Origin of the sequence: Paraburkholderia fungorum (assembly GCF_902833645.1) — a bacterium.
Taxonomy (GTDB): Bacteria; Pseudomonadota; Gammaproteobacteria; order Burkholderiales; family Burkholderiaceae; genus Paraburkholderia; species Paraburkholderia fungorum.
This window is the reverse complement of record NZ_CADFGE010000002.1, coordinates 231,154-250,514: the sequence shown is the minus strand read 5'-3', so window position 1 is coordinate 250,514 and position 19,361 is coordinate 231,154. Positions and strand designations below refer to the sequence as shown.

15 protein-coding genes and 1 pseudogene are annotated in these 19,361 nt (G+C 63.0%); 12 read left to right on the top strand and 4 right to left on the bottom strand.

Annotated elements, in window-relative coordinates:
* Positions 1–7 precede the first annotated feature (7 nt).
* Positions 8–1,501, bottom strand: coding sequence for an MDR family MFS transporter (locus HWX91_RS07830; RefSeq protein WP_028194580.1), 1,494 nt, complete (start codon positions 1,499–1,501; stop codon positions 8–10).
* Between the two features lie 236 nt (positions 1,502–1,737).
* On the opposite strand from HWX91_RS07830, the gene HWX91_RS07825 reads away from it, so the two are divergent.
* From HWX91_RS07825 to HWX91_RS07810, 4 genes are all read left to right on the top strand, one after another.
* A complete protein-coding gene (locus tag HWX91_RS07825) occupies positions 1,738–1,998 on the top strand; it encodes a DUF1488 family protein (RefSeq protein ID WP_028194579.1) in 261 nt (86 codons plus the stop codon).
* Between the two features lie 232 nt (positions 1,999–2,230).
* Complete coding sequence (locus tag HWX91_RS07820) at positions 2,231–2,539, top strand: DUF4148 domain-containing protein (RefSeq protein ID WP_028194578.1); 309 nt, start codon at positions 2,231–2,233, stop codon at positions 2,537–2,539.
* A 445-nt stretch (positions 2,540–2,984) separates the two neighbouring features.
* Positions 2,985–3,620, top strand: coding sequence for a carbonic anhydrase (locus tag HWX91_RS07815; RefSeq protein ID WP_028194577.1), 636 nt, complete (start codon positions 2,985–2,987; stop codon positions 3,618–3,620).
* Between the two features lie 117 nt (positions 3,621–3,737).
* Positions 3,738–4,415 (top strand): type 1 glutamine amidotransferase domain-containing protein, encoded by a 678-nt coding sequence (locus HWX91_RS07810; RefSeq protein ID WP_028194576.1) that lies wholly within the window; start codon positions 3,738–3,740, stop codon positions 4,413–4,415.
* Between the two features lie 18 nt (positions 4,416–4,433).
* On the opposite strand, the gene HWX91_RS07805 is transcribed toward HWX91_RS07810, so the two are convergent.
* On the bottom strand, positions 4,434–5,015 hold the full coding sequence (locus tag HWX91_RS07805; protein ID WP_028194575.1) for an alpha-ketoglutarate-dependent dioxygenase AlkB family protein: 582 nt from the start codon (positions 5,013–5,015) through the stop codon (positions 4,434–4,436).
* Positions 5,016–5,137: 122 nt separating this feature from the next.
* Here HWX91_RS07805 and HWX91_RS07800 point away from each other — a divergent pair, with 122 nt between their 5' ends.
* Complete coding sequence (locus tag HWX91_RS07800; protein WP_244144023.1) at positions 5,138–5,497, top strand: BON domain-containing protein; 360 nt, start codon at positions 5,138–5,140, stop codon at positions 5,495–5,497.
* Positions 5,498–5,575: 78 nt separating this feature from the next.
* Here the strand turns inward: HWX91_RS07800 and HWX91_RS07795 are convergent, their stop codons facing one another.
* On the bottom strand, positions 5,576–7,891 hold the full coding sequence (locus tag HWX91_RS07795; RefSeq protein WP_244144022.1) for a PA14 domain-containing protein: 2,316 nt from the start codon (positions 7,889–7,891) through the stop codon (positions 5,576–5,578).
* Positions 7,892–8,200: 309 nt separating this feature from the next.
* Here HWX91_RS07795 and HWX91_RS07790 point away from each other — a divergent pair, with 309 nt between their 5' ends.
* From HWX91_RS07790 to HWX91_RS07770, 5 genes and pseudogenes are all read left to right on the top strand, one after another.
* Positions 8,201–9,100, top strand: coding sequence for a DMT family transporter (locus HWX91_RS07790; RefSeq protein ID WP_028194572.1), 900 nt, complete (start codon positions 8,201–8,203; stop codon positions 9,098–9,100).
* A 342-nt stretch (positions 9,101–9,442) separates the two neighbouring features.
* On the top strand, positions 9,443–10,447 hold the full coding sequence (locus HWX91_RS07785; RefSeq protein WP_028194571.1) for a hypothetical protein: 1,005 nt from the start codon (positions 9,443–9,445) through the stop codon (positions 10,445–10,447).
* A gap of 299 nt (positions 10,448–10,746) precedes the next feature.
* On the top strand, positions 10,747–11,901 hold the full coding sequence (locus HWX91_RS07780) for an epoxide hydrolase family protein (RefSeq protein ID WP_028194570.1): 1,155 nt from the start codon (positions 10,747–10,749) through the stop codon (positions 11,899–11,901).
* 218 nt (positions 11,902–12,119) lie between these two features.
* Positions 12,120–13,477, top strand: a pseudogene (locus tag HWX91_RS07775) (sigma-54 dependent transcriptional regulator).
* A 434-nt stretch (positions 13,478–13,911) separates the two neighbouring features.
* On the top strand, positions 13,912–14,862 hold the full coding sequence (locus HWX91_RS07770) for a hypothetical protein (protein ID WP_028194569.1): 951 nt from the start codon (positions 13,912–13,914) through the stop codon (positions 14,860–14,862).
* A 58-nt stretch (positions 14,863–14,920) separates the two neighbouring features.
* Here the strand turns inward: HWX91_RS07770 and HWX91_RS07765 are convergent, their stop codons facing one another.
* Positions 14,921–16,324 (bottom strand): aminotransferase-like domain-containing protein, encoded by a 1,404-nt coding sequence (locus HWX91_RS07765; RefSeq protein ID WP_028194568.1) that lies wholly within the window; start codon positions 16,322–16,324, stop codon positions 14,921–14,923.
* Between the two features lie 308 nt (positions 16,325–16,632).
* Between HWX91_RS07765 and HWX91_RS07760 the strand changes: the two genes are divergently transcribed.
* Both HWX91_RS07760 and HWX91_RS07755 read left to right on the top strand, forming a co-directional pair.
* Positions 16,633–18,063 (top strand): amino acid permease, encoded by a 1,431-nt coding sequence (locus HWX91_RS07760; RefSeq protein WP_042273921.1) that lies wholly within the window; start codon positions 16,633–16,635, stop codon positions 18,061–18,063.
* The gene (locus tag HWX91_RS07755; RefSeq protein ID WP_028194566.1) at positions 18,063–19,292 is read left to right on the top strand and encodes an NAD(P)/FAD-dependent oxidoreductase; all 1,230 of its coding nucleotides are present in this window, start codon (positions 18,063–18,065) and stop codon (positions 19,290–19,292) included. The genes HWX91_RS07760 and HWX91_RS07755 overlap by 1 nt, the downstream gene beginning before the upstream one ends.
* Positions 19,293–19,361 lie beyond the last annotated feature (69 nt).

The window sequence follows — 19,361 nt, the reverse complement described above, 5'->3', positions numbered from 1 at the left end:
GCGGCGCTCAATCCTCGAGCGGCGACAACGCTTCAAGCGGAATCTGCTTGGTCGGCCCGATGGAGATGGGCGGCACGAAGCCGAGCAGCACGACCACAAAAATCGCAATCGCGAAGATCGAGATAAAAGTCAGGTGCAACGACTGATGCAGCACCATGCGGATCATGTCGCTGTCGGCGAGACTCGTCACCTGATTCTGCAGCAGCGCTTTCAACTGGTCGGAGGTGACCACGGCCACATTCTTCGAGTGGCTGAGCCCGAAGTTAAGGACCGCGCCGAACAAGGTCGCGCCCAGCGTGCTGCCGAGATTGCGCGAAAAAAGATTCGATGCGGTCGCGCTGCCGCGTTCGTCCATCTTGACGATCTCCTGGATCAGCACGAGCGAACTGACGCTCGACGTACCCATGCCGAAGCCCATGATGAGCGAGCCGAACGCCGCGATGAGCGGTGAGCCGCCAGGCTGCAGGAACAGCAGCAACACCGCGCCGAGCGGCACGAAAGCGCTGCCGCCGATCAGAATGCGCCGCAAGCCGATGCGGTGAAATGACTTCGCCGCGAGCGTCGCGCCCGCCGGCCAGCCCACCATCATCATCGTGAGCGCAAGACCCGCGACCACGGGCGAACGGTGCAGCACGCCTTGAACATACATCGGCAGGAAGGTGGTGGCGCCCATCAGGATCATGCCGGCCAGCACGGTGGCGGCATTGCACGCCGCAATCGGCCGCCGGCTCCAGAGCGCGAACGAGATCATCGGCTCGACCGCGCGGCGTTCCTGGAACACGAACAACAGCAGGCACAGCATGAATGCGCCACCGGCGAGCGAGGCTTTGACGAGGTCGTCGTCGCCCGCATAGGTGAGCGCCATCATCAGCGCCGCGATCGCCGCCATGAACAGCGCCGCGCCCGCGAAATCGATCGACGGCCGCGCATGCCGCTCCGATTCGCGCAGGAACGCAATGAAGCCGGCTGCCGAAGCAAGTCCGATCGGCACGTTCATCCAGAAGATCCATGCCCACGACAGATTGTGAATGATGAAGCCGCCCACCATGGGCCCGACCACCGCGGAAATCGCCCACACGCTGGCGAGATAACCCTGCACCTTGCCGCGCTCGCGCGCCGGATAGAGATCGGCGACGATGGTGAGCGTGACCGGCTGGATCGCGCCCGCGCCGACCCCCTGGATCAGACGGAACACGATCATCGCGGGCATCGACCACGCGAAGCCGGCCATCACCGAGCCGAGCAGAAAGATCGCGATGCCGGCGAGCATGACCGGCTTGCGTCCGTACAGATCGGCAAGCTTGCCGAATACCACGGTCATTGCGGTTTGCGTTAGCAGGAACGACGAGAAGACCCAGCTATAGAGATGCAGATCGCCGAGTTGCGCGACGATCTGCGGCATGGCGGTGGAAACGATGGTGGCTTCAATGGCGACCATTGCCATTGAAGCCATGACGGCGGCAATGACTAAACGACGCGACGATTGCGGGCTGCGGGACATGGGGGCGGTAGTATTAGGATGTTGGAAGCGTCTGACGGCACAACAGGCAACACGCATGCCGCGACGCATAAGCGCGGCCGCCCGAAGGCGGCCGATCTCGAGTATGCACCTTGCGGAGAATGTGTGCTGAACGCGGCTAGCGGCGGCGCGGGTCAGGCCGGTATTGAAGTGGCACCGGATCGGCTTGGCATGGCCATTGCGGCGTCGGCATTACTTTCACCAAATGGAGGGTCATTATGAGGATCGAATTCACCGGACGCCGTGAAGTGGTGGCAGCGGCGCGCGTCGCCTTCGAAGCCAATGTCGATGGAGCCGACGTCTGGTGCAGCGTGTCGCTGGACGCGCTGAATAACCATTTCGGCAACGAGGGACCGTCGGCCCACGATCTGGTCGGGACCTTCGAGGCCAATCGCGCGCGGATTGAAAATGCTACGCGGCGTGTTCTCGAAAAAAACGGGGGACGGTCAGTGGAACTCGAAACCGGGGATTTCAACTGAGGCCTGAGCGGCCCGAATCCTGACACGGCAGGGCGGGTCCGGCATCTTTGTGCCGGGCCCGCCCTGATTGCTTTTCGCCGGCGCACCGGCTGATTTCTCCAGATTCAACAACAATCCCTTCGATGAGCGCCCGTTACTCCGTGAGGAAGCGGCGCCTATATTGGGTTCAGCGGTCACAACGAGTATGACTCGACAGACCGCCCACCCTTAACTATCGGAGGTTGTTTTTATCATGAAGTCTTTGATCCAGGCCGTCGTTATCGTTGCTTCGCTTGCCGCTTCGGCCACCGTTTTTGCGCAATCGAATTCCCGCATCACCCGCGAGCAGGTGCGTGCCGAACTGATTCAACTCCAGCAGGCCGGGTATCACGTCGGTGACGGCGACCAGGCGCATTATCCTGAAGCGATTCAGGCTGCGGAGGCACGAATTGCCGCCCGCAATGGCGACATGAGCGGCTACGGTGGCAGCGTTGCGGGATCGTCGCAAAGCGGCCGTCCGGCGGTATCTGCCGCGGACTGGAATGCGATGTACAGCCGTTAAATCGTGAGCTTTGCCGGAAACGCGGCGCGGATTGACTGACCTGGTTGTGTTGCGCTTATGCGTGTCGGTGCGTGTTGCCGTCTGGCGATGCAGCAATGTGGCAGCGCGCATTAGCGCAACGCGTTCGGGTTTTCGCCGCGCAGCCGGCGAGTAGTGGAGAGCGATGTAGAGCGGAGACGACCGGTGGAAAGGACTCTTCCAGAGTCACGTGTATATCCGCTGCGTCTGCGCAGATACAGTATTCATGCCCGCACGGTTTCCGGTGTGCGGACGAGAGAGTTGGCCCCGGCTGGTAACAGCCGGGGTTTTTTTGTTTGCGGCTTGCTTGCCGCCGGATGAAATGGCAACCGCGACTGCGGTATAGTCCCGCGAACCGATCGCAGACACGCCTTGGACCTTTGCCGCAGTTCCGGCAGGCTAAGGCTTTGACTATCCGGAGAAAATCGTGAAAGAAATCATCGAAGGGCTCATCCGCTTCCAACGTGAAGTCTTCCCGCAGCAAAGCGCCTTGTTCAAGCGCTTATCGACCGCGCAAAGTCCGAAGACGTTGTTCGTGACCTGCTCGGATAGCCGGGTCGTCCCCGAATTACTGACCCAGGTGGAGCCGGGCGCGCTGTTCGTCATTCGCAACGCGGGCAACATCGTGCCGTCATACGGTCCCGAGCCGGGCGGGGTATCGGCCACGGTCGAATATGCAGTGGCGGTACTCGGCGTGCGGGACATCGTGATTTGCGGTCACTCCAATTGCGGCGCAATGACGGCAATCTGCACGTGCAAGAACCTCGACCATCTGCCAGCAGTGGCAGGCTGGTTGCGTCACGCCGACGCCGCGAAAGCGATCAACGCGTCACGAACCTACGCATCGGACACCGAGCGTCTCGAAGCGCTGGTCAAGGATAACGTGATAGCTCAACTCGCGAACATTCGCACGCATCCCTCCGTGGCCGTGGGGCTGGCAAACAGAACGGTGCGGCTGCACGGCTGGATCTTCGATATCGAAAGCGGCACGATGCTCGCGCTCGACGGGCGTACAGGACAGTTTCTGCCTTTAGTGGACAACACGGAAATTTACGCCGTCTAGTTTGAGCGGGATGCTTCTGCGCGTCGGATAGCCGCCTATACTGCCAGAACGCGCGGCGCCGGCGATCCCGTTGCACGGTGCCGCGCCACGCGAATTGAACTGACTCGCGAGGTTTCCATGAAAATCCTGGTGGTGCTGACTTCACACGACCAACTCGGCAATACCGGCCGGAAGACTGGTTTCTGGCTGGAAGAGTTTGCCGCGCCGTATTACGTGTTCAAGGATGCCGGCGTCGAGATGACGCTTGCTTCGCCCAAAGGCGGCCAGCCGCCGCTCGACCCGAAGAGCGACGATCCCGATGCGCAGACCGATGCGACGCGCCGGTTCGGCAAGGACAAGGACGCGCAAGCCGCGTTGGCGAGTACCGTAAAACTTTCCACCGTGTCGGCCGCGGACTACGACGCGGTGTTCTATCCCGGCGGCCACGGACCGTTATGGGATCTCGCGGAAGACCCGCACTCGATTGCGCTGATCGAAACGCTCTATGCCGCCGGAAAACCGGTCGGCGCCGTATGCCACGCGCCCGCTGCGCTACGCCATACGAAGCTGGCGGATCAAGCGCCGCTCGTGCGTGACAAACCGGTTACCGGTTTTTCCAATTCCGAAGAAGCGGCGGTCGGTCTTACCGACGTCGTGCCTTTCCTCGTGGAAGACATGTTGAAGAAACATGGCGGACGTTATTCGAAGGGGCCGGACTGGCAGTCGCACGTGGTGATCGCGGGCAATCTGATTACGGGGCAAAATCCCGCTTCGTCGGAAGCGGCGGCCAAGGCGTTGCTCGCGAAGCTCGGTTAGCGGCAGGCTCAGTCGGCCTCAAGCCGCATAGCAGCGAAACGCGAGGCTGATACGCGGCTCGGTCACGCCCGCCAGTTTGGGAATGCCGTGCTCATGGGTGAACTGCGAGGCGTAGCTCATGACGATGCAACTGCCTGGCTCCAACTGCACATGCACGATCCGGCCGGAACCCGCCTTTGGCCGGATCGACATACGGCGGCACGCGCCGAGCGAGACGATGGCAATCGGCTGGCCCGGTAACAGCTTTTCGGTTTTGTCGCCATGGAGCGCGACGCTGTCGTTGCCGTCGCGATAGAGATTCAGGCCGACGCGATTGAATGGCGCGCCCAACAGCGCGCGTACGGCCTCGAATGCTTCGCCAAGCGGCGCAGGCAGATCTTCGGCTTCGCGGGCGAAGGTGGCGAGCAGGCGCGGCACCGCCACTTCCCGGTCGTACATCATGCGCTGCTGGCTCACCCAGCCGATATTTTCAAGTAACTGCTCGAACCACTGTTGCGCGGCAATTGCGGGGATCGAATCAGGTAAATATCGAATTCCGCCTTCCGCGTCATTGACGAGGGATAAGGGTTCGGGGGCAAACAGGCCTGGCTGGAACACCATGATTCAAACCTTGGGGAGCAATAGCCCGCACACGAAGCAATGGGGCCATCCGTAAAGGCTATTATACTGTGTTTTTATACAGTGTTTCGAGGCAAGGCCGCGCATTTCCACCGGACATCCACGTGAACCGCAAACGAGTACCCGGTCTGTTGGCAGCCGTCTGCATGACGGCGGCGTTTTCGGCCTGCGTGCAAACCGGTGATGGGACGGCGAACGCCGGCGTGCCGCCCGCAACGACAAGCGGTAAAACCGGGTCGCAGTCCGATGACAATCTGGCGATAGCAGTCCGGCGAGCACTCGACAAGGCCCCAGGCTTCAATGTGGCGGGCGTATTCGTGCGCGCACGGGACGGCGCGGTGATCTTGAGCGGCACGGTGCATAGCGCCGAGCAGATCCGGCAGGCGGAGCAGATCGCCCGAACCGTGCCGGGTGTGCTGGTCGTGGTGAACAAGCTCACGCTGTGGCACGGCGGTAACGGCTGAACCCGCGGATTGACGACACCACCAGTCGGCAGTTGTTGCTGGGCTGCGGCGCTGCCGACTGGCGCAACGATCGCTCCGTTAGTTCGATGTCACGAGCGAGTCCGACGGCACGATCCTCAGTGCCCCCGGGTTCTTCGCCATTGGGCTCGACCACGACAGGTGCATGCTCGCCGGGCCCGACCCGTGCACATACTCCACCTTGATCGAGGCGCGCTGCTTCGCGGTGAGCCAGGTGGTGCCGCTCACGGTGGCCAGCGCCGAGGTCTTCTTGTCGATGACCCGCACCCCGTTGATCCACAGGCGCGCAACGTTGTCGCTATTAATCGAGAACGTGTAGAGCCCGGTTCTGGCGGCCTCGATTGCGCCGGTCCACCGCACGCCATAACCGGTCGCGTTGACGCCCGCGGAGGCATCAGGCGAATCGGTGCCGCGCTCGGTATTCAGGTCGAAGTCGATCAACGGCGTGACCGAGGTCTTGACCGGCGCGCTGTTGAAAGTCGGATCGTTGTAGTAGCCGACTTGCAGCACCGGCAGCTTCACATCGAATCCGCCCGTCAAGGCCTGGACCTCCGACGTCTGCCACGGGTGGCCATCCGGATAGATCGTCCCCTGGAAGGGCGTGGCCGGTTCGACGGTGGCGGGCGCGCTCGGCACCTGACCCCAGTGGAAGCGCGTATTGGTGCGGCCAATCATCAGTTCCCACACGACGAAACCCGTCGTGCCGCCATAGTTCGACACAATGCCCGGCATCGTCTGTCCCGTCGTGCCGGGGAAGCCGCGCTGCAGCGTTTCGGAATTCAAGGCGCTGACATTGCTGCCGTTCACCGGTCCCGTGTACGGGTTGTTGTACGGATGGAACGCATAAAAGTCCGAGAAATACGTGCCTTCGTCCTCCTGCACCTGGGGCGAATTGATCGGCTGCGTCGCACCGGCATTCAGAATTGCGATGCGCGCGTCGTTCATCATCACGGCGCGGGTTTGCTGCAACGAACCGTTGCCGCTGCAACCCGGTTCGTTCATCGGCTCCCAGAAAATGATGCGCGGGTCGTTGCGGTGCGGTGCGACGAAGTCGGTGATGTAGCTCGCGAGACTCGCCTTATACGTGGTGCCGGCATTGGCCGCTGTAGGCTGGAAGTACGCCTGCTCGACCGGCGTGCCTGGCGACTGCACCCACTGGCTGTTATGCACGCCCCAGATCGGCGCGGGTTGCGGGCCATACGCGGGCGTCGGGTTCCAGCAGTCGTCGTAGAAGATCGGCGAGACCTTGATGCCATGCCGCGCGGCGATCTTCAGCAGGTTTTCGAACTTGCTAAGGAATGCGACGCGATCGTTCGCCCACACGAGGTAGTGCAGATACACGGCAATCGTGTTCATGCCGTATGTCTGCGCATACGTCAGCTCGCGATTGACGATCTCGGGGTCGTAGTTCTCCCAGAAATCGATCGCGTTCACCGCGTTGGACGGCGTGTAGACCGCGCCGACCACTTTCGAGAAATCGAAGCGGGGCGACGTAACGGTCGGATAGGTGCGGATCGTGATGTTGCTGAAGCTCGCGCCGACGCCGAAGCGCCGCAGCCCGAAACTGCCCGACTGGAAGGCCGCGGGGAGCGCGTTGGTGGCGTCGTTGACGCTGATCACGCGCTGCTGGTCGAGATCGACGGTGATGGCCGTGCCGCTCGTCGTGACTTTCAGGTGGTGCGTGCTGCCGCCCACGATCGTGCTCATCGGGTACGCGATAAAGCTCGTCCAGTTGTTGTTTTCCCGGCCGACCTGCAGCACGTGCGAACCCGTATCGAGGCCGATGTAATAACCGGTCAGGCTATCCGGGCCGCCTGCGGTGGGGTTCGTCGTGCGGACGATAAAACCGGCGTTCGCCGCGCCGCTGCCCACCGGCGCGCTGACTGTCACATCCGCTTCGTAAGACGCGGTGGCATAGGTGCTGGCGAGCGCAACCGTTTTGTCGCCGGCGCCTGTGCCGTTGGTGGCCGGCGGCGGAATCGTGATGGTCGAACTGCTCGTGCCGGGCTGCCAGCCTTGGGTCGACCCCGGCGCGAGGTAACTCGTGAAGTCGCCGAAGTTGAGGGTCGTGGTGGAAACCGGTGTGGGCGGGGGTGGTGGCGTGTACGGCGGAAGGTTGAGGGTGGGGTCGGCGATCACGAGCGGCGGCGTCGTTGTCTTCATTCCGAGGGGGATGGTCTTCGCCGCCCTGAACTCGGCTTCCACGTTGGCCGTATCCGCCAGCGCCGCTGCCGAGGCCGCGGCTGCCGCCGACGCTGCTGAGGAATCGACTGCCGCGATCTGCCTGTTCGCCGACGCGGCGACGTCCGGCGAACCATCATTGCCGCCGCAAGCGCCCAGCATGGCGAGCGTTGCCAGCACAAAGTAATTGCGCACCTGTATCTCCTGATGTCCCCGCTTAATTGATGGTCATAATTATTATTAAACTCGCATAGGGCCTCTGACAGTTGGTCTGGCTCCTATGAGTGCGGAAATCGATATGAATAATATTATTAGTTGGCCAGACCTGTATCGGTACTTACCCGGAATGGCGTAGACGCGGGGGCAGGGTGTCAGGCGAGGGTGCAGCCGATGCCGGCGGCGCAAAGGAGGCGCGGCAGGCATAATCCGTTTTCCGATTACACAACCCTTTCATTGGGGTGCAATCCAGGCGGTGCACCGCCGGGTGCGCCGTCAGGAAAACTCATGCCGCCCATCACTGCAGTCCGGAACACCGCCGTGCCGCTGCGCAGCATTGCGCTGATCCTCGTCTCGATGTTCTGCTTCGCGCTGGTCGATGCGCTGGCGAAGTCGGTGGCGCTCGCCTATCCGGCCAATGAAGTGACCTTTTTCCGGATGCTATTCGGCCTGCTGCCTGCCATCGCGGTTTGCCTGCGCGGCAAACCGCTCATCGAGCGTCTCAGGCATATGGATGTGCGGGGGCAGACCGTGCGCGCGCTGACCTTGCTCGGCGCTTCAGGATTGTTCTTTGCCGGACTGCCTTATGTGCCGCTCAGCGAGGCGGTGGCGATCGTCTACTCGGAGACTTTGCTGGTGATCGTTCTGGCGCCGCTTATTCTGAAGGAGACGCTCAAGCCACGCGATGCGCTCGCCGCCGCGATCGGTTTTATCGGCGTACTTTTCGTGGTGCGGCCGGACGGTTCGCATTCGAGTTGGCTCGGCCCGGTCCTGCTGATTGCGAGCGCATTTTGCGGCGCGTTGTCGATCATTCAGATCAAGCGGATTCGTGCCACCGACGATTCGCGCACCACGGTGCTGTATTTCACGGTGATCGGCACGATCGTCACCGGAGCGTCGCTATTTTTCGCGTGGCGCACGCCATCGCTTCAGGCGCTCGCGGTGATGGCCCTGCTGGGCGGATTTGCCACCGCCGGGCAGCTGCTGATGACGATGGCATTCCGCCAGGCCGACGCCGGTGCGCTCGCGCCGTATAACTACACCAGCATCGTATGGGCCGCGTTATTCGGTTATGTCGCGTGGGGCGAGACGATCGGCAGCATGTCGCTGCTCGGCATTGCCTTGATTGTCGGCAGCTCGATTGTGGTTGCGGTGCGTGGCAAGCAGGCGGAAGGGCCGCTCGTGTAGGCCTGTACCGGGCTCCCCGCATGCGCCGGATTCAAACGCTGAATTCAAATTCGCTGCTGATTGCTTCGCAGTTCAAACAATCGTCCTGGAAATGGCTGGCCAGCAAGCTGGCTTTTTCGGACAACACGCCAGACACATGCGGACAGATCGACGTTTGGTGGCTATAAATAGCACATAGCACGCATCCAGCTTGCACTCCTGTTCGTACGTGCCTGTACCGGCCCGAACTTGCGGTCGTTGCGGCGGCATCGATTAATTCGCTACGAACCCTCCGATGAATTCGGGCACGTTTGCGATACCGCGAACGCGCACGCGTACGTCCACGATTCGAGGGGAGACGTCATGATTAGTGAACCCAGCAAGATCGTTCTCACGAGCCTGATTGTCGGCACGCTCGGGATCGCGGCTTATATTTCGCAGTCGGATAAAAACTGGCTGCCGGCGGATGACCTGGGTCTCGAGCACGGAAACACTTTGGCTCGCGACGCAGGCGGCGGCACGAACAGCGGTTCGGTAAGTTCGGGACCCGTCCTGACATCCGGCGGCTCGGCGGCAGCTATCGCCGGGAATCTCGACGCGGCGCGCCATAGTCTGCAGCGCAACGATCTGGCTGCCGCGCAAGCGCAACTGGACGCGGTACGGCCGGCACATCGGGGCGACGATCAGGTTCGCGCGCTGCAAAGAGAAGTCGCGGCACGCATGGAGCAGGCACAGCAAGCGCAGGCCGCCGTGCAGGTGCGCCAGCCGACGCGGCAAGGGATCAAACCGGCTCACGCTGCGTCGCTGTCTTCCAGCAACACGGTCCGTTCTAGTGAGGGTCACGTGGCGACGCGCGAACAGCCGAAGCGCGTGCCCGCAAGCTATGCGAAGACCCGGCGGGTTCCAGAAACAGCGGTGACTACTGCTGGCGCGGGCAGCGTGTTGAGCGGGGCAGCGAGTCCCGTTGACGCTCCTGCGACTGGACGCGCATTACCCTCAGTTCCCGCTGGGGTGGCGGAAGTCTCTAACGTGGCCGACGCGCCGGCTGACTCGAAGCCGACCGTGCCAGCGTCAACTGCGCAGTCCGTACCGCGAGCCGAGCTAACCGCGCAAGCCGCATCGGCACAATCGGCACAATCGGCGCAATCGGCGCAATCGGCGCAATCGGCGCAATCGGCGCAATCGGCGCCGCAACTCACGCCCGCCGCCGGCACGTCGGCGAATTCAGAAGGCGGGGCGATAACACGTGCACAGGTGCGTGCGGAAATCGCCCGTGCCCGTGCCGACGGTGCTCTGCCCGCGTTCGGCAATCCGGACCCGGCCGGACCCGGCGGCGCGCCGAGCCTGACCCTCGCGCCGCGTCCTTGAAGCGTTGTGCGGGCAACTGCACCTGCGGCACTTCGCAGGTGGTCGGCATGGTGGGTATCCGTCACCGTTTCTAACCGGCCGGTGCAGAGGTAAGCAGAAAAGCCCGCATTTTGCGGGCTTTTCTGTTCTCGCCGACGAAGCGGTCCCGCCCTCATGCTCCGAGGCCGCTCATTGTGTACCATGCGGATTGCCGTGCCCGCTTTGTGCCTTCGCTGCCGCCGGGTGGACGTGGCCAGCACGACGAAGGTCGAATGTGAAGCGCCCGTTATTCCCCCACACGCTGTGCCGGATGAACTGACATGCAGATAGAGCCGTTTCAGATTGCCGTGCCTGACGCCGACATAGATGATCTTCGCCGGCGTATTCGCGCAACCCGCTGGGCCCCGGCGACGCCATCGCCCGCGTGGCAGCAAGGCGCCGATTCCGCGTGGCTACGCGAACTCGCGCAGTACTGGGCCGAGCGTTTCGATTGGCGCGAAGCCGAGCGCAAGCTGAATCGGCTGCCGCAATTTCTCGCGGAGGTCGACGGACAGCGCGTGCACTTCGTGCATCGGCGCGGGGTTGGCCCAGCGTGCTATCCGCTCGTCGTCACGCATGGCTGGCCCGGATCGTTTTTCGAGTTCCACGCGTTGCTCGACCGCCTGTGCGACCCGGCCGCCTTCGGCTGCGATCCGGCCGATGCGTTTGACGTCGTCGTCCCATCGCTGCCCGGCTTCGGGTTCTCGCAGGCTCCGACAGAGGCCGGAACATCCGCGGTTCAGGTGGCGGACCTGTGGGCCTCGCTGATGCGGGGTCTCGGTTATGAACGCTTTGGCGCCCAGGGCGGCGACCTGGGCGCGGGTGTCTCGATCGCGCTCGCGGCAAGGCATCATGAACGCGTCGATGGCATTCATCTCAACTTCCTGCCGAGCTCGTATGAGCCCGCAAGCGGCGCCGCGCAAACACCGCTCACGCCAGCGGAGGAAGCCTATCTGCGGCACAAGAACGAATGGGCCGCGCTCGAAGGCGGCTATGCGCATATGCACGGCACGAAACCGCAGACCGCGGCGGCGGCGCTGAACGATTCGCCGGTGGGGCTCGCCGCATGGATCGGCGAGAAGTTTCGCGCATGGAGCGATTGCGACGGCGACGTCGAGCGGGTGTTTTCGAAAGACGAGCTGCTCACCAATATTTCGCTTTACTGGTACACCCAGAGTATCGGCTCGTCGATGCAGATGTACTGGGAAAACCGGCTGCAGCCGATGCGTTTCGCCGATGGGGCTCGCGTCGTGCCGCCGGTAGGATTCGCCTGCTTTCCGAAGGAAATCAATCAGCCGCCACGCACGTGGCTCGAGCGGACCTTCAACGTGGTGCAATGGAGCGACATGCCGGCCGGCGGCCATTTTGCCGCGATGGAGAAACCGGATCTGCTCGCAACCGAGATTCGCAAATTTTTCAGGAAGTTGAGGCACTAGGTGTCGATTCAATGGCGTGATCGGTTCGGCGATGATGTGCCTGGCCGACACGACCGGCGTGTGTTCCGAAGCGAATCTTCAAATATCGTCAGGGCGCATTGCGGTGCCACGGAGGCCGCGTATGATCGGCAGGGCAACAAGAACAACGCAGTGACGCAGGTCTGGGCACAACGCGTCTCAGAGCAGGCTCTGCGGGAAAACCAAAAACAATGCAGACAATGAAGGCCATGACGCGGCGTGTCATCTATTCACGCGCGACGCTTCGCCAGAACTATTGGCGAGCTTCGAGGAACGCGATTGGGAGGTCGAGGTGATCGGCTCGGTTCGAGACGTGCGGCGCGCCGTGGACGATGGCTCGCTGGCGGCCGGACTGGTCGATCTGTCGAGCGTGTTCGACGTTCACGACATTGCCGCGCTGGAAGGCTGCCTGGCAATGCCGAACGTCGGCTGGGTGGCAATGACCGCGACGCCGGAACTCGATGCGCACGCCGTGCGCCGACTGGTGCGCGACTACTGCTTCGATTATGTGACACTCCCTGCCGCGCACGCCAGGATTGTCGATACCGTCGGCCATGCCTGCGGCATGATCGCGCTCGGCGAACCCGCGTTCGTCGATACGTCGATGGCGGAAGGCGAGATGATCGGCAGTTGCGATGCCATGCTCGCGCTATTCCGCTCGATCCGCAAGGTCGCGACGACCGACGCGTCCGTCTTCGTTTACGGTGAATCCGGTACCGGCAAGGAGCTGACCGCGGCGGCGATTCATGCGCGTTCGCCCCGCCGTAACGAGCCGTTCGTTGCCATCAACTGCGGCGCGATACCGCCGCATCTGCTGCAGTCCGAGTTGTTCGGCTACGAGCGCGGCGCGTTCACGGGCGCGAGTCAACGCAAAATAGGGCGCGTCGAGGCCGCTCACGGCGGCACGCTGTTTCTCGACGAAATCGGCGACCTGCCGCTCGAAAGTCAGGCAAGCCTGCTGCGTTTCCTGCAGCAAAACACGATCGACCGCCTGGGCGGCATCGACTCCATCGATGTCGACGTGCGCATCATTTCCGCTACCCACGTCGATATGGAGGCCGCGATTAGCGACGGGCGTTTCCGCGCGGATCTGTACCACCGCTTGTGCGTGCTGAGAATCGACGAGCCACCGCTGCGCGCGCGCGGCAAAGACATCGAACTGCTCGCGCTGTACACGCTGGACCGCTACCGGAAGGATGCGAGCCGGCGGGTGTACGGTTTTTCGCCGGACGCGATCGCAGCAATGCATCAATACGACTGGCCCGGCAATGTGCGGGAACTGATTAACCGGGTGCGCCGCGCGATTGTGATGTCGGAAGGGCGAACGATTGGCGCGGACGACCTCGAACTCTCCAACTACGTCGAAGTCGTGCCCGTGACGCTCGCCCAGGCGCGCGAGACGGCGGAACGCCAGGCCATCGAACTCGCGCTGCTGCGCCATCGCGGGCGGCTCGGCGACGCCGCGCGCGAACTCGGCATTTCACGCACCACACTGTACCGTTTGCTCATCTCGCACGGCATGCGCGAGGGGGAAGACAGCAGCGTGGCCGAAAGCTGATGCGAAGGTCGCGCGGCGTTGGCCAATCTGCCCAGCTAAAGCGCCCCAGCTAATGCACCCAACTGCTGCACCCAAGTAAGTTATTCACGCAAATGTCAAAACACCGGATCGCTGCGCGTATTTTCGACCTCCCGAAAGCCGATTGACGGCGCCCGCGTTGCGTCTCGCTGGCTTTTGGCGGAAAGGGGATGCAAGGACGTGAAACGATAGCTCATACCTGATAGCCGCGGCCCGGTTCATCCGATTCCATCGCCGCGGATCATCACCCGGCTCGAGCGTGACGCCCCCAGGGCGCGAGCCGCGGCACGACGGCTCTCGCACCACCTCGCGCGGGCTTCTGGCTTGCCGCCCGATGCGGCCTGTGGATCAATCCGCGAACGATTACGGCAGCGCTGGAAAAAGCGAACCGTCTCTCACACATGGTGAGGAACAACGTGAATCTTTTTCCTTGCACGCTGGTGTATGTGGATGTCGATGCGAATCCGGGGCCCAACTCGAGGAATCGCGATCCGCTGTCGTACGTGAGTCAGGCGATCTGCCTGAACAACAGCTTGCGGCAGGTCGGCATGCCGAAGCTGACCATCGTGACCAATGCGCCGGCACTGGTCGCGCCCCGGCTCGACAAGGTGACGCCCGAGCGCCGGCCCGCACTGATGACCCTGAAGGCGACGATGGAGTTGCCGAAAAACACGCCGTTTTACGCCGCGCATTTCAAGCTGGATCTGATGGATCAGATAGCCGGCTGGCTGCCAGCCGACACGATGCTGTTGCTGCTCGACGCCGACATGGTCGCGCTGCAGCCGCTCTCGCGCGATCTGATCGGGCGCTGCGCTGAAGCAGGGCTCGGCGCCTTCGATATTTCGGATCAGGTATTTCCGCCGTACGGCAGCGAACGCGTTGTCGCCGACCTGGAAATCGTCGCGGACAGGCGGCTCAAAAATCCGCGCTGGTACGGCGGCGAGTTTTTGATGGCGACGCCCGCTGCATTGCGCCGGCTGGTGCCGCGCGCTCGCGCCAGCTACACCCGCTATATCAGCGAAATCGAGCGGCTCGGACATCACGGCGACGAAGCGTTCATTTCGGCGGCGCTCAACATCCTGGCCGACGAGGGGCAGGGCCTGATCGAAGTGGGCGCCTATCAGGCGGTGGGCCGCCATTGGCCCGGCAATAACTATCGGGACGTGCGCTGGTTTCGCTGCTGTTCGTTTGTCCACTTGCCAGGTGGTAAGGCATTGCTGGAACGAGAAGCACGTTTCGCGGATTTTGTGCCGGACCGTTTCTGGCGCCATATGCGACAGGCGCATCTACGTGGCCGCGTGCGCCATGCACTGAAACGCATCGCCCGATGGCTAAGTGTGGAGCGTCTCTCCACGCGCTCTGCCTGAGACCTGTACGGCGTGAAGCGGTAGGCCATCGCATTCCGCGGGGCACGGCGGCTGTCGATCAGATCGTGCCGAACAAAGCCCGGGGGCGATCCTTCAGCGTGCCCGTCAGCAGCCGCAACGCACTCACGAGTTGATCGCGGCTCGCGGCGCACGCGAGGTTGATCCGTACCCCGTGCTCGATCTCCGAGCGGTCCACGGCAAACGCCGACGACGGCATCACCACCACGCCACGCGCCTTCGCATTCGCCGCAAAGTCGTCGGCACGCCACGGCGGCGGCAGCTTGAGCCACACGAACATGCACGCCGGATCGGTCTGCAGCCATTCCTGCGGCAACAACTCGCGAGCGAGGTCTTGTCGGGCGCGAATTTCGGCGAGCTGTGCGTCCATGATGTGGCGCGCGGTGCCGTCCTCGATCCAGATCGACGCGATCAGCATCGACATCGGCGCGGGCATCCAGGCGGTGGTGCGTACCGCCTCCGCACACAGCGCGGAACTGTCCGGCGGGCTCAGCAGATAGCCGAGCCGCAGGCCGGGCGCGAGAATCTTCGAGGTCGCCGCGAGGTGGAACGTCAGTTCCGGGCACAGGCTCGCGATGGTCGGCAGCCGCTGCGAAACCAGCGGCCCGTAGACGTCGTCTTCGATGATCGCCACGCCGTGCCGACGTGCAATGTCGACGAGCGCCATGCGACGCTCGAGACTCATCGTCGTCACGGTCGGGTTCTGCAGATTAGGCACCGTGAAGATGGCTTTCACCGGCATGCGCCGGCAGGCGCGCTCTACCTCGTCGGTCAGGAGGCCGTCGCGGTCGCTCGGAATGCCGACGATCTCGAACTGGAACACCGGCGCCAGCGCTTTCAGCCCGTAGTAGGTGAGCTGATCGGCGAGGATCACGCCGTCCGTGCCGATCAGGCTGTTCAGCACCGCATACAAACCGTGTTGCGCACCGCTCGTGACCACCACGTGATCGGGTGCCGGCGTGAAGCCCGGCGCGGCCATCCAGCGTGCGCCGGCGGCGCGCGCCCAGACGGGGCCTTGCGGCGGCTGATACTCCTGCAATTGCGGGTAACGCGGATCACGCGGCAATTCCGCCAGCGTGCGCGCGAGGCAGTTCAGGAATTCGCCCGTGGCCGGCCGGTTGACGGTCAGATCAATCGCCGCGTTGCTGGCCGCCTGCGCGGGTTCGACGCTCGGCATCGCGCCGCCGGTCACGAGCGAGCCGCGCCGCTTGCTGCCGATCACCAGCCCGCGCAACTGCAATTCCTTGTACGCGCGGGACACTGTCGACACATTGATGCCCAGTTCGGTGGCCAGTTGCCGTTGCGGCGGCAGGCGGCTGCCCGGTGGATAAACGCCGCTGCGAATCTCGTTTTCGATCGAGCTGGACACCTCGACGTAGGTGGAGCGCTTCATCTGCGCCCGCGCGCCGTTGGACCCACGCGCCGTGTCTTTGTCAGAAGCCATAAGAACCGATGTCTCCATACAAAATCGACTTTGTCCGCGATTGTGCGGAATTTTGCCGATTCTATACCAGACAAGCACCCGTGCAACGCTTAAAAACCAGCGTGCCGGGACTGCACGGTTGTTGCAGCGCCCTTGGCTGCAAGGATCGAACCACAGACCATCCAGGGAAAATGCCAGGGCCACACAATGTTAGTTTTAATTGCACACAAAAAAATATTGTGTGATTCTGATTGTCAGAGTTTGTCTGGCTGCGTGCATGTCGCGGTGTCGCCGGACAGTGTCCCGATTCTGTCAGCAGGAGTTTTCCGATGAGTTTCCCTCAGTCCTCACCAGGTCCCGCCGCGCCGAAACTGGGCGCCGCACTGCGCCAACGGCACGTCACGATGATTGCGCTCGGCGGCATCATCGGTGCGGGTCTGTTTGTCGGTAGCAGCGCGACGCTTGGCACTGTCGGGCCGGCCGCGTGCCTGTCGTATCTGGTGGCCGGCATCGTCGTGCTGATGGTGATGCGCATGCTCGGCGAAATGGCGCTGGCGGTGCCCGGCGTCGGCTCATTCACCGAATATGCGCGCATCGGCCTCGGCAATTGGGCGGGTTTCACCAGCGGCTGGCTCTACTGGTACTTCTGGGTGATCGTGGTTGCCGTGGAGGCGGTGGCCGGCGCGGCCATCCTGCAACGCTGGATTCCGGCGCCGGTCTGGGTGATCGGCCTCGTGTTGTTATCGGTGATGACGCTGATCAATCTGCTCTCGGTAAAGTCGTATGGGGAGTTCGAGTTCTGGTTTGCGTCGATCAAGGTGGCTGCCATCATCGTGTTCATTGCGATCGGCGCCGCGTATGTGTTCGGCTTTGGACATACCGGCAGTGCGGTGACGAATCTGCTGGAGCACCGCGGTTTTATGCCGTTCGGCGCGATGTCCGTGTTCGCGGCCGTACCGACCGTGATTTTCGCGGTGGGCGGCGCGGAAATCGCCACCATCGCCGCGGCCGAATCGGACGATCCGGCCAGAAACGTTGCGGCCATGACGCGTTCGGTCATCCTGCGGGTCATCACGTTCTATGTCGGATCGATGTTTCTGATTGCGTGCATCGTGCCGTGGAGCAGCATCGTCACCGGCCACTCGCCGTTCGTCGCCGCGCTGGAAACCATGCGCGTACCGGGTGCCGCGGACATCATGAATGCCATCGTGCTGGTCGCTGTGCTGTCCGCGCTGAATTCGGGCCTGTACGTATCGTCGCGGATTCTGTTTCGTCTCGCCGAGCGTGGCGACGCACCGGGTGCGCTGCTCAAGCTGACGCCGCACAAAGTGCCGCGACTGGCGGTCCTGTTGAGCAGCGTGGTGGGCTACCTTGCCATCATCGCGGCGATCGTATCGCCACAAGGCGTGTTTCTGTTCCTCGTGAATGCGTCCGGCGCGGTCATGCTGTTCGTTTATCTGGCGATAGCTTGCGCGCAGATCCGTATTCGCCATCGTATCGAACGCGGCGAACCGGAGCGTCTGACGCTGCGCATGTGGCTATTCCCCTGGCTATCCTATGCAGTTGTGGCGGCAATTGTCGGCGTGCTCGCGGCAATGGGCGCCGACCCGGCACTGCGCCCGCAAATGATGGCAAGCCTCGCGAGTCTCGCCGTCGTCTCGGCCGCGTATCTGCTGGCGGCCAAACGCTGGCAAAGCGAAGGCAGCGCAACCGGCTATCTGTCGCGGATGGGCGTCGCTTCGATGGAAGGACGCAAGTGATGTCGGAGATTGCCATCATCGGTGCGGGATTCATCGGCCTCGCGAGCGCTGCGGCGCTGATGCGCGACGGCCATCGAATCACGCTGTTCGACCCGGCCGGCGTGGGGCAGGGTGCGTCTTTCGGCAATGCGGGGACCTTCGCGCACTATGCGTGCATTCCCATCAACAATCCGTCCGTATTCCGCGACTTGCCGCGCTTTCTGTTATCCAAAGACAGCCCGTTCAGATTGCGCTGGGGCTATCTGCCCCATCTTGCACCATGGCTGGTGCGTTTCATGATGAGTTCGTTGCCGCGGCGCTACGAAGCGAGCGCCGGCGCGCTCGCCGCGCTGCTCGATTGCGCGCATGACGGTTATGCGCCGCTGCTGGCGGACGCAGAACTGGCGCGTTTTGTCCGGCCCCACGAATGTCTTTATCTTTATTCGAGCGCGGCTTCGTTCGATGCGGCGCGTCCCGCACTCGATCTGCGCCGGCAGCTAGGCGTTACCTTCGAGGTGCTGGGCGGCAGCGAAATCCGCGAGCTCGAACCGTTCCTCGCACCGATATTCGAGCGCGCTGTGCTGTTCAGCAATAGCTGGCATTTTTCCGATCCGCACGGTTTTCTTCAGACACTTTATCAACAGCTTGCCGCGCAAGGATTGAAGCTCGAACGTTCGGCTGTTGACGCCGTGCAGCCTGCCGGGGACGGTGCTGCCCTGAGCGTCGCCGGCGCCACGCGGCGTTTCAGCCACGTAGTGGTCGCAACCGGCGCTCGCTCCGCCCAGTTTGCCAAGCAATGCGGCGACCCCGTCCCGCTGGATACGGAACGGGGTTACCACGTCCGCTTTCCAGGCGCGCAGCAACTGGTGTCGCGGCCGGTCGGCTGGGCCGAGCGCGGCTTCTACATGACGCCGATGAGCGATGGCCTGCGCGTTGCCGGCACGGTCGAACTCGCGGGGTTCGGCGAGACCCGCAACCGTTCGCTCATCGATCTGCTGACGTTTTCGTCGAAGCGAGCCTTACCCGCGCTCGATAGGCCGGATAGCAGCTGGCTCGGATTTCGTCCGACCTTGCCGGACGGCGTGCCGGTACTGGGGCGTTCGCGCGCGAGCGAACGGGTGATCTACGCATTCGGCCACCAGCATCTCGGCTTGACGCTAGCCGGCGTGAGCGGGCGCATCGTCGCCGATCTGATCGCGCGGCGCGCGCCGCCGCTCTATCTCCCGCCTTACTCGGCCACGCGTTTTTGACTTTCATCGAGGCGTTGAGCGCACAGGTTTTCTCGTTTCACGATCAGTATCTGAGGACGGTTTCGACGC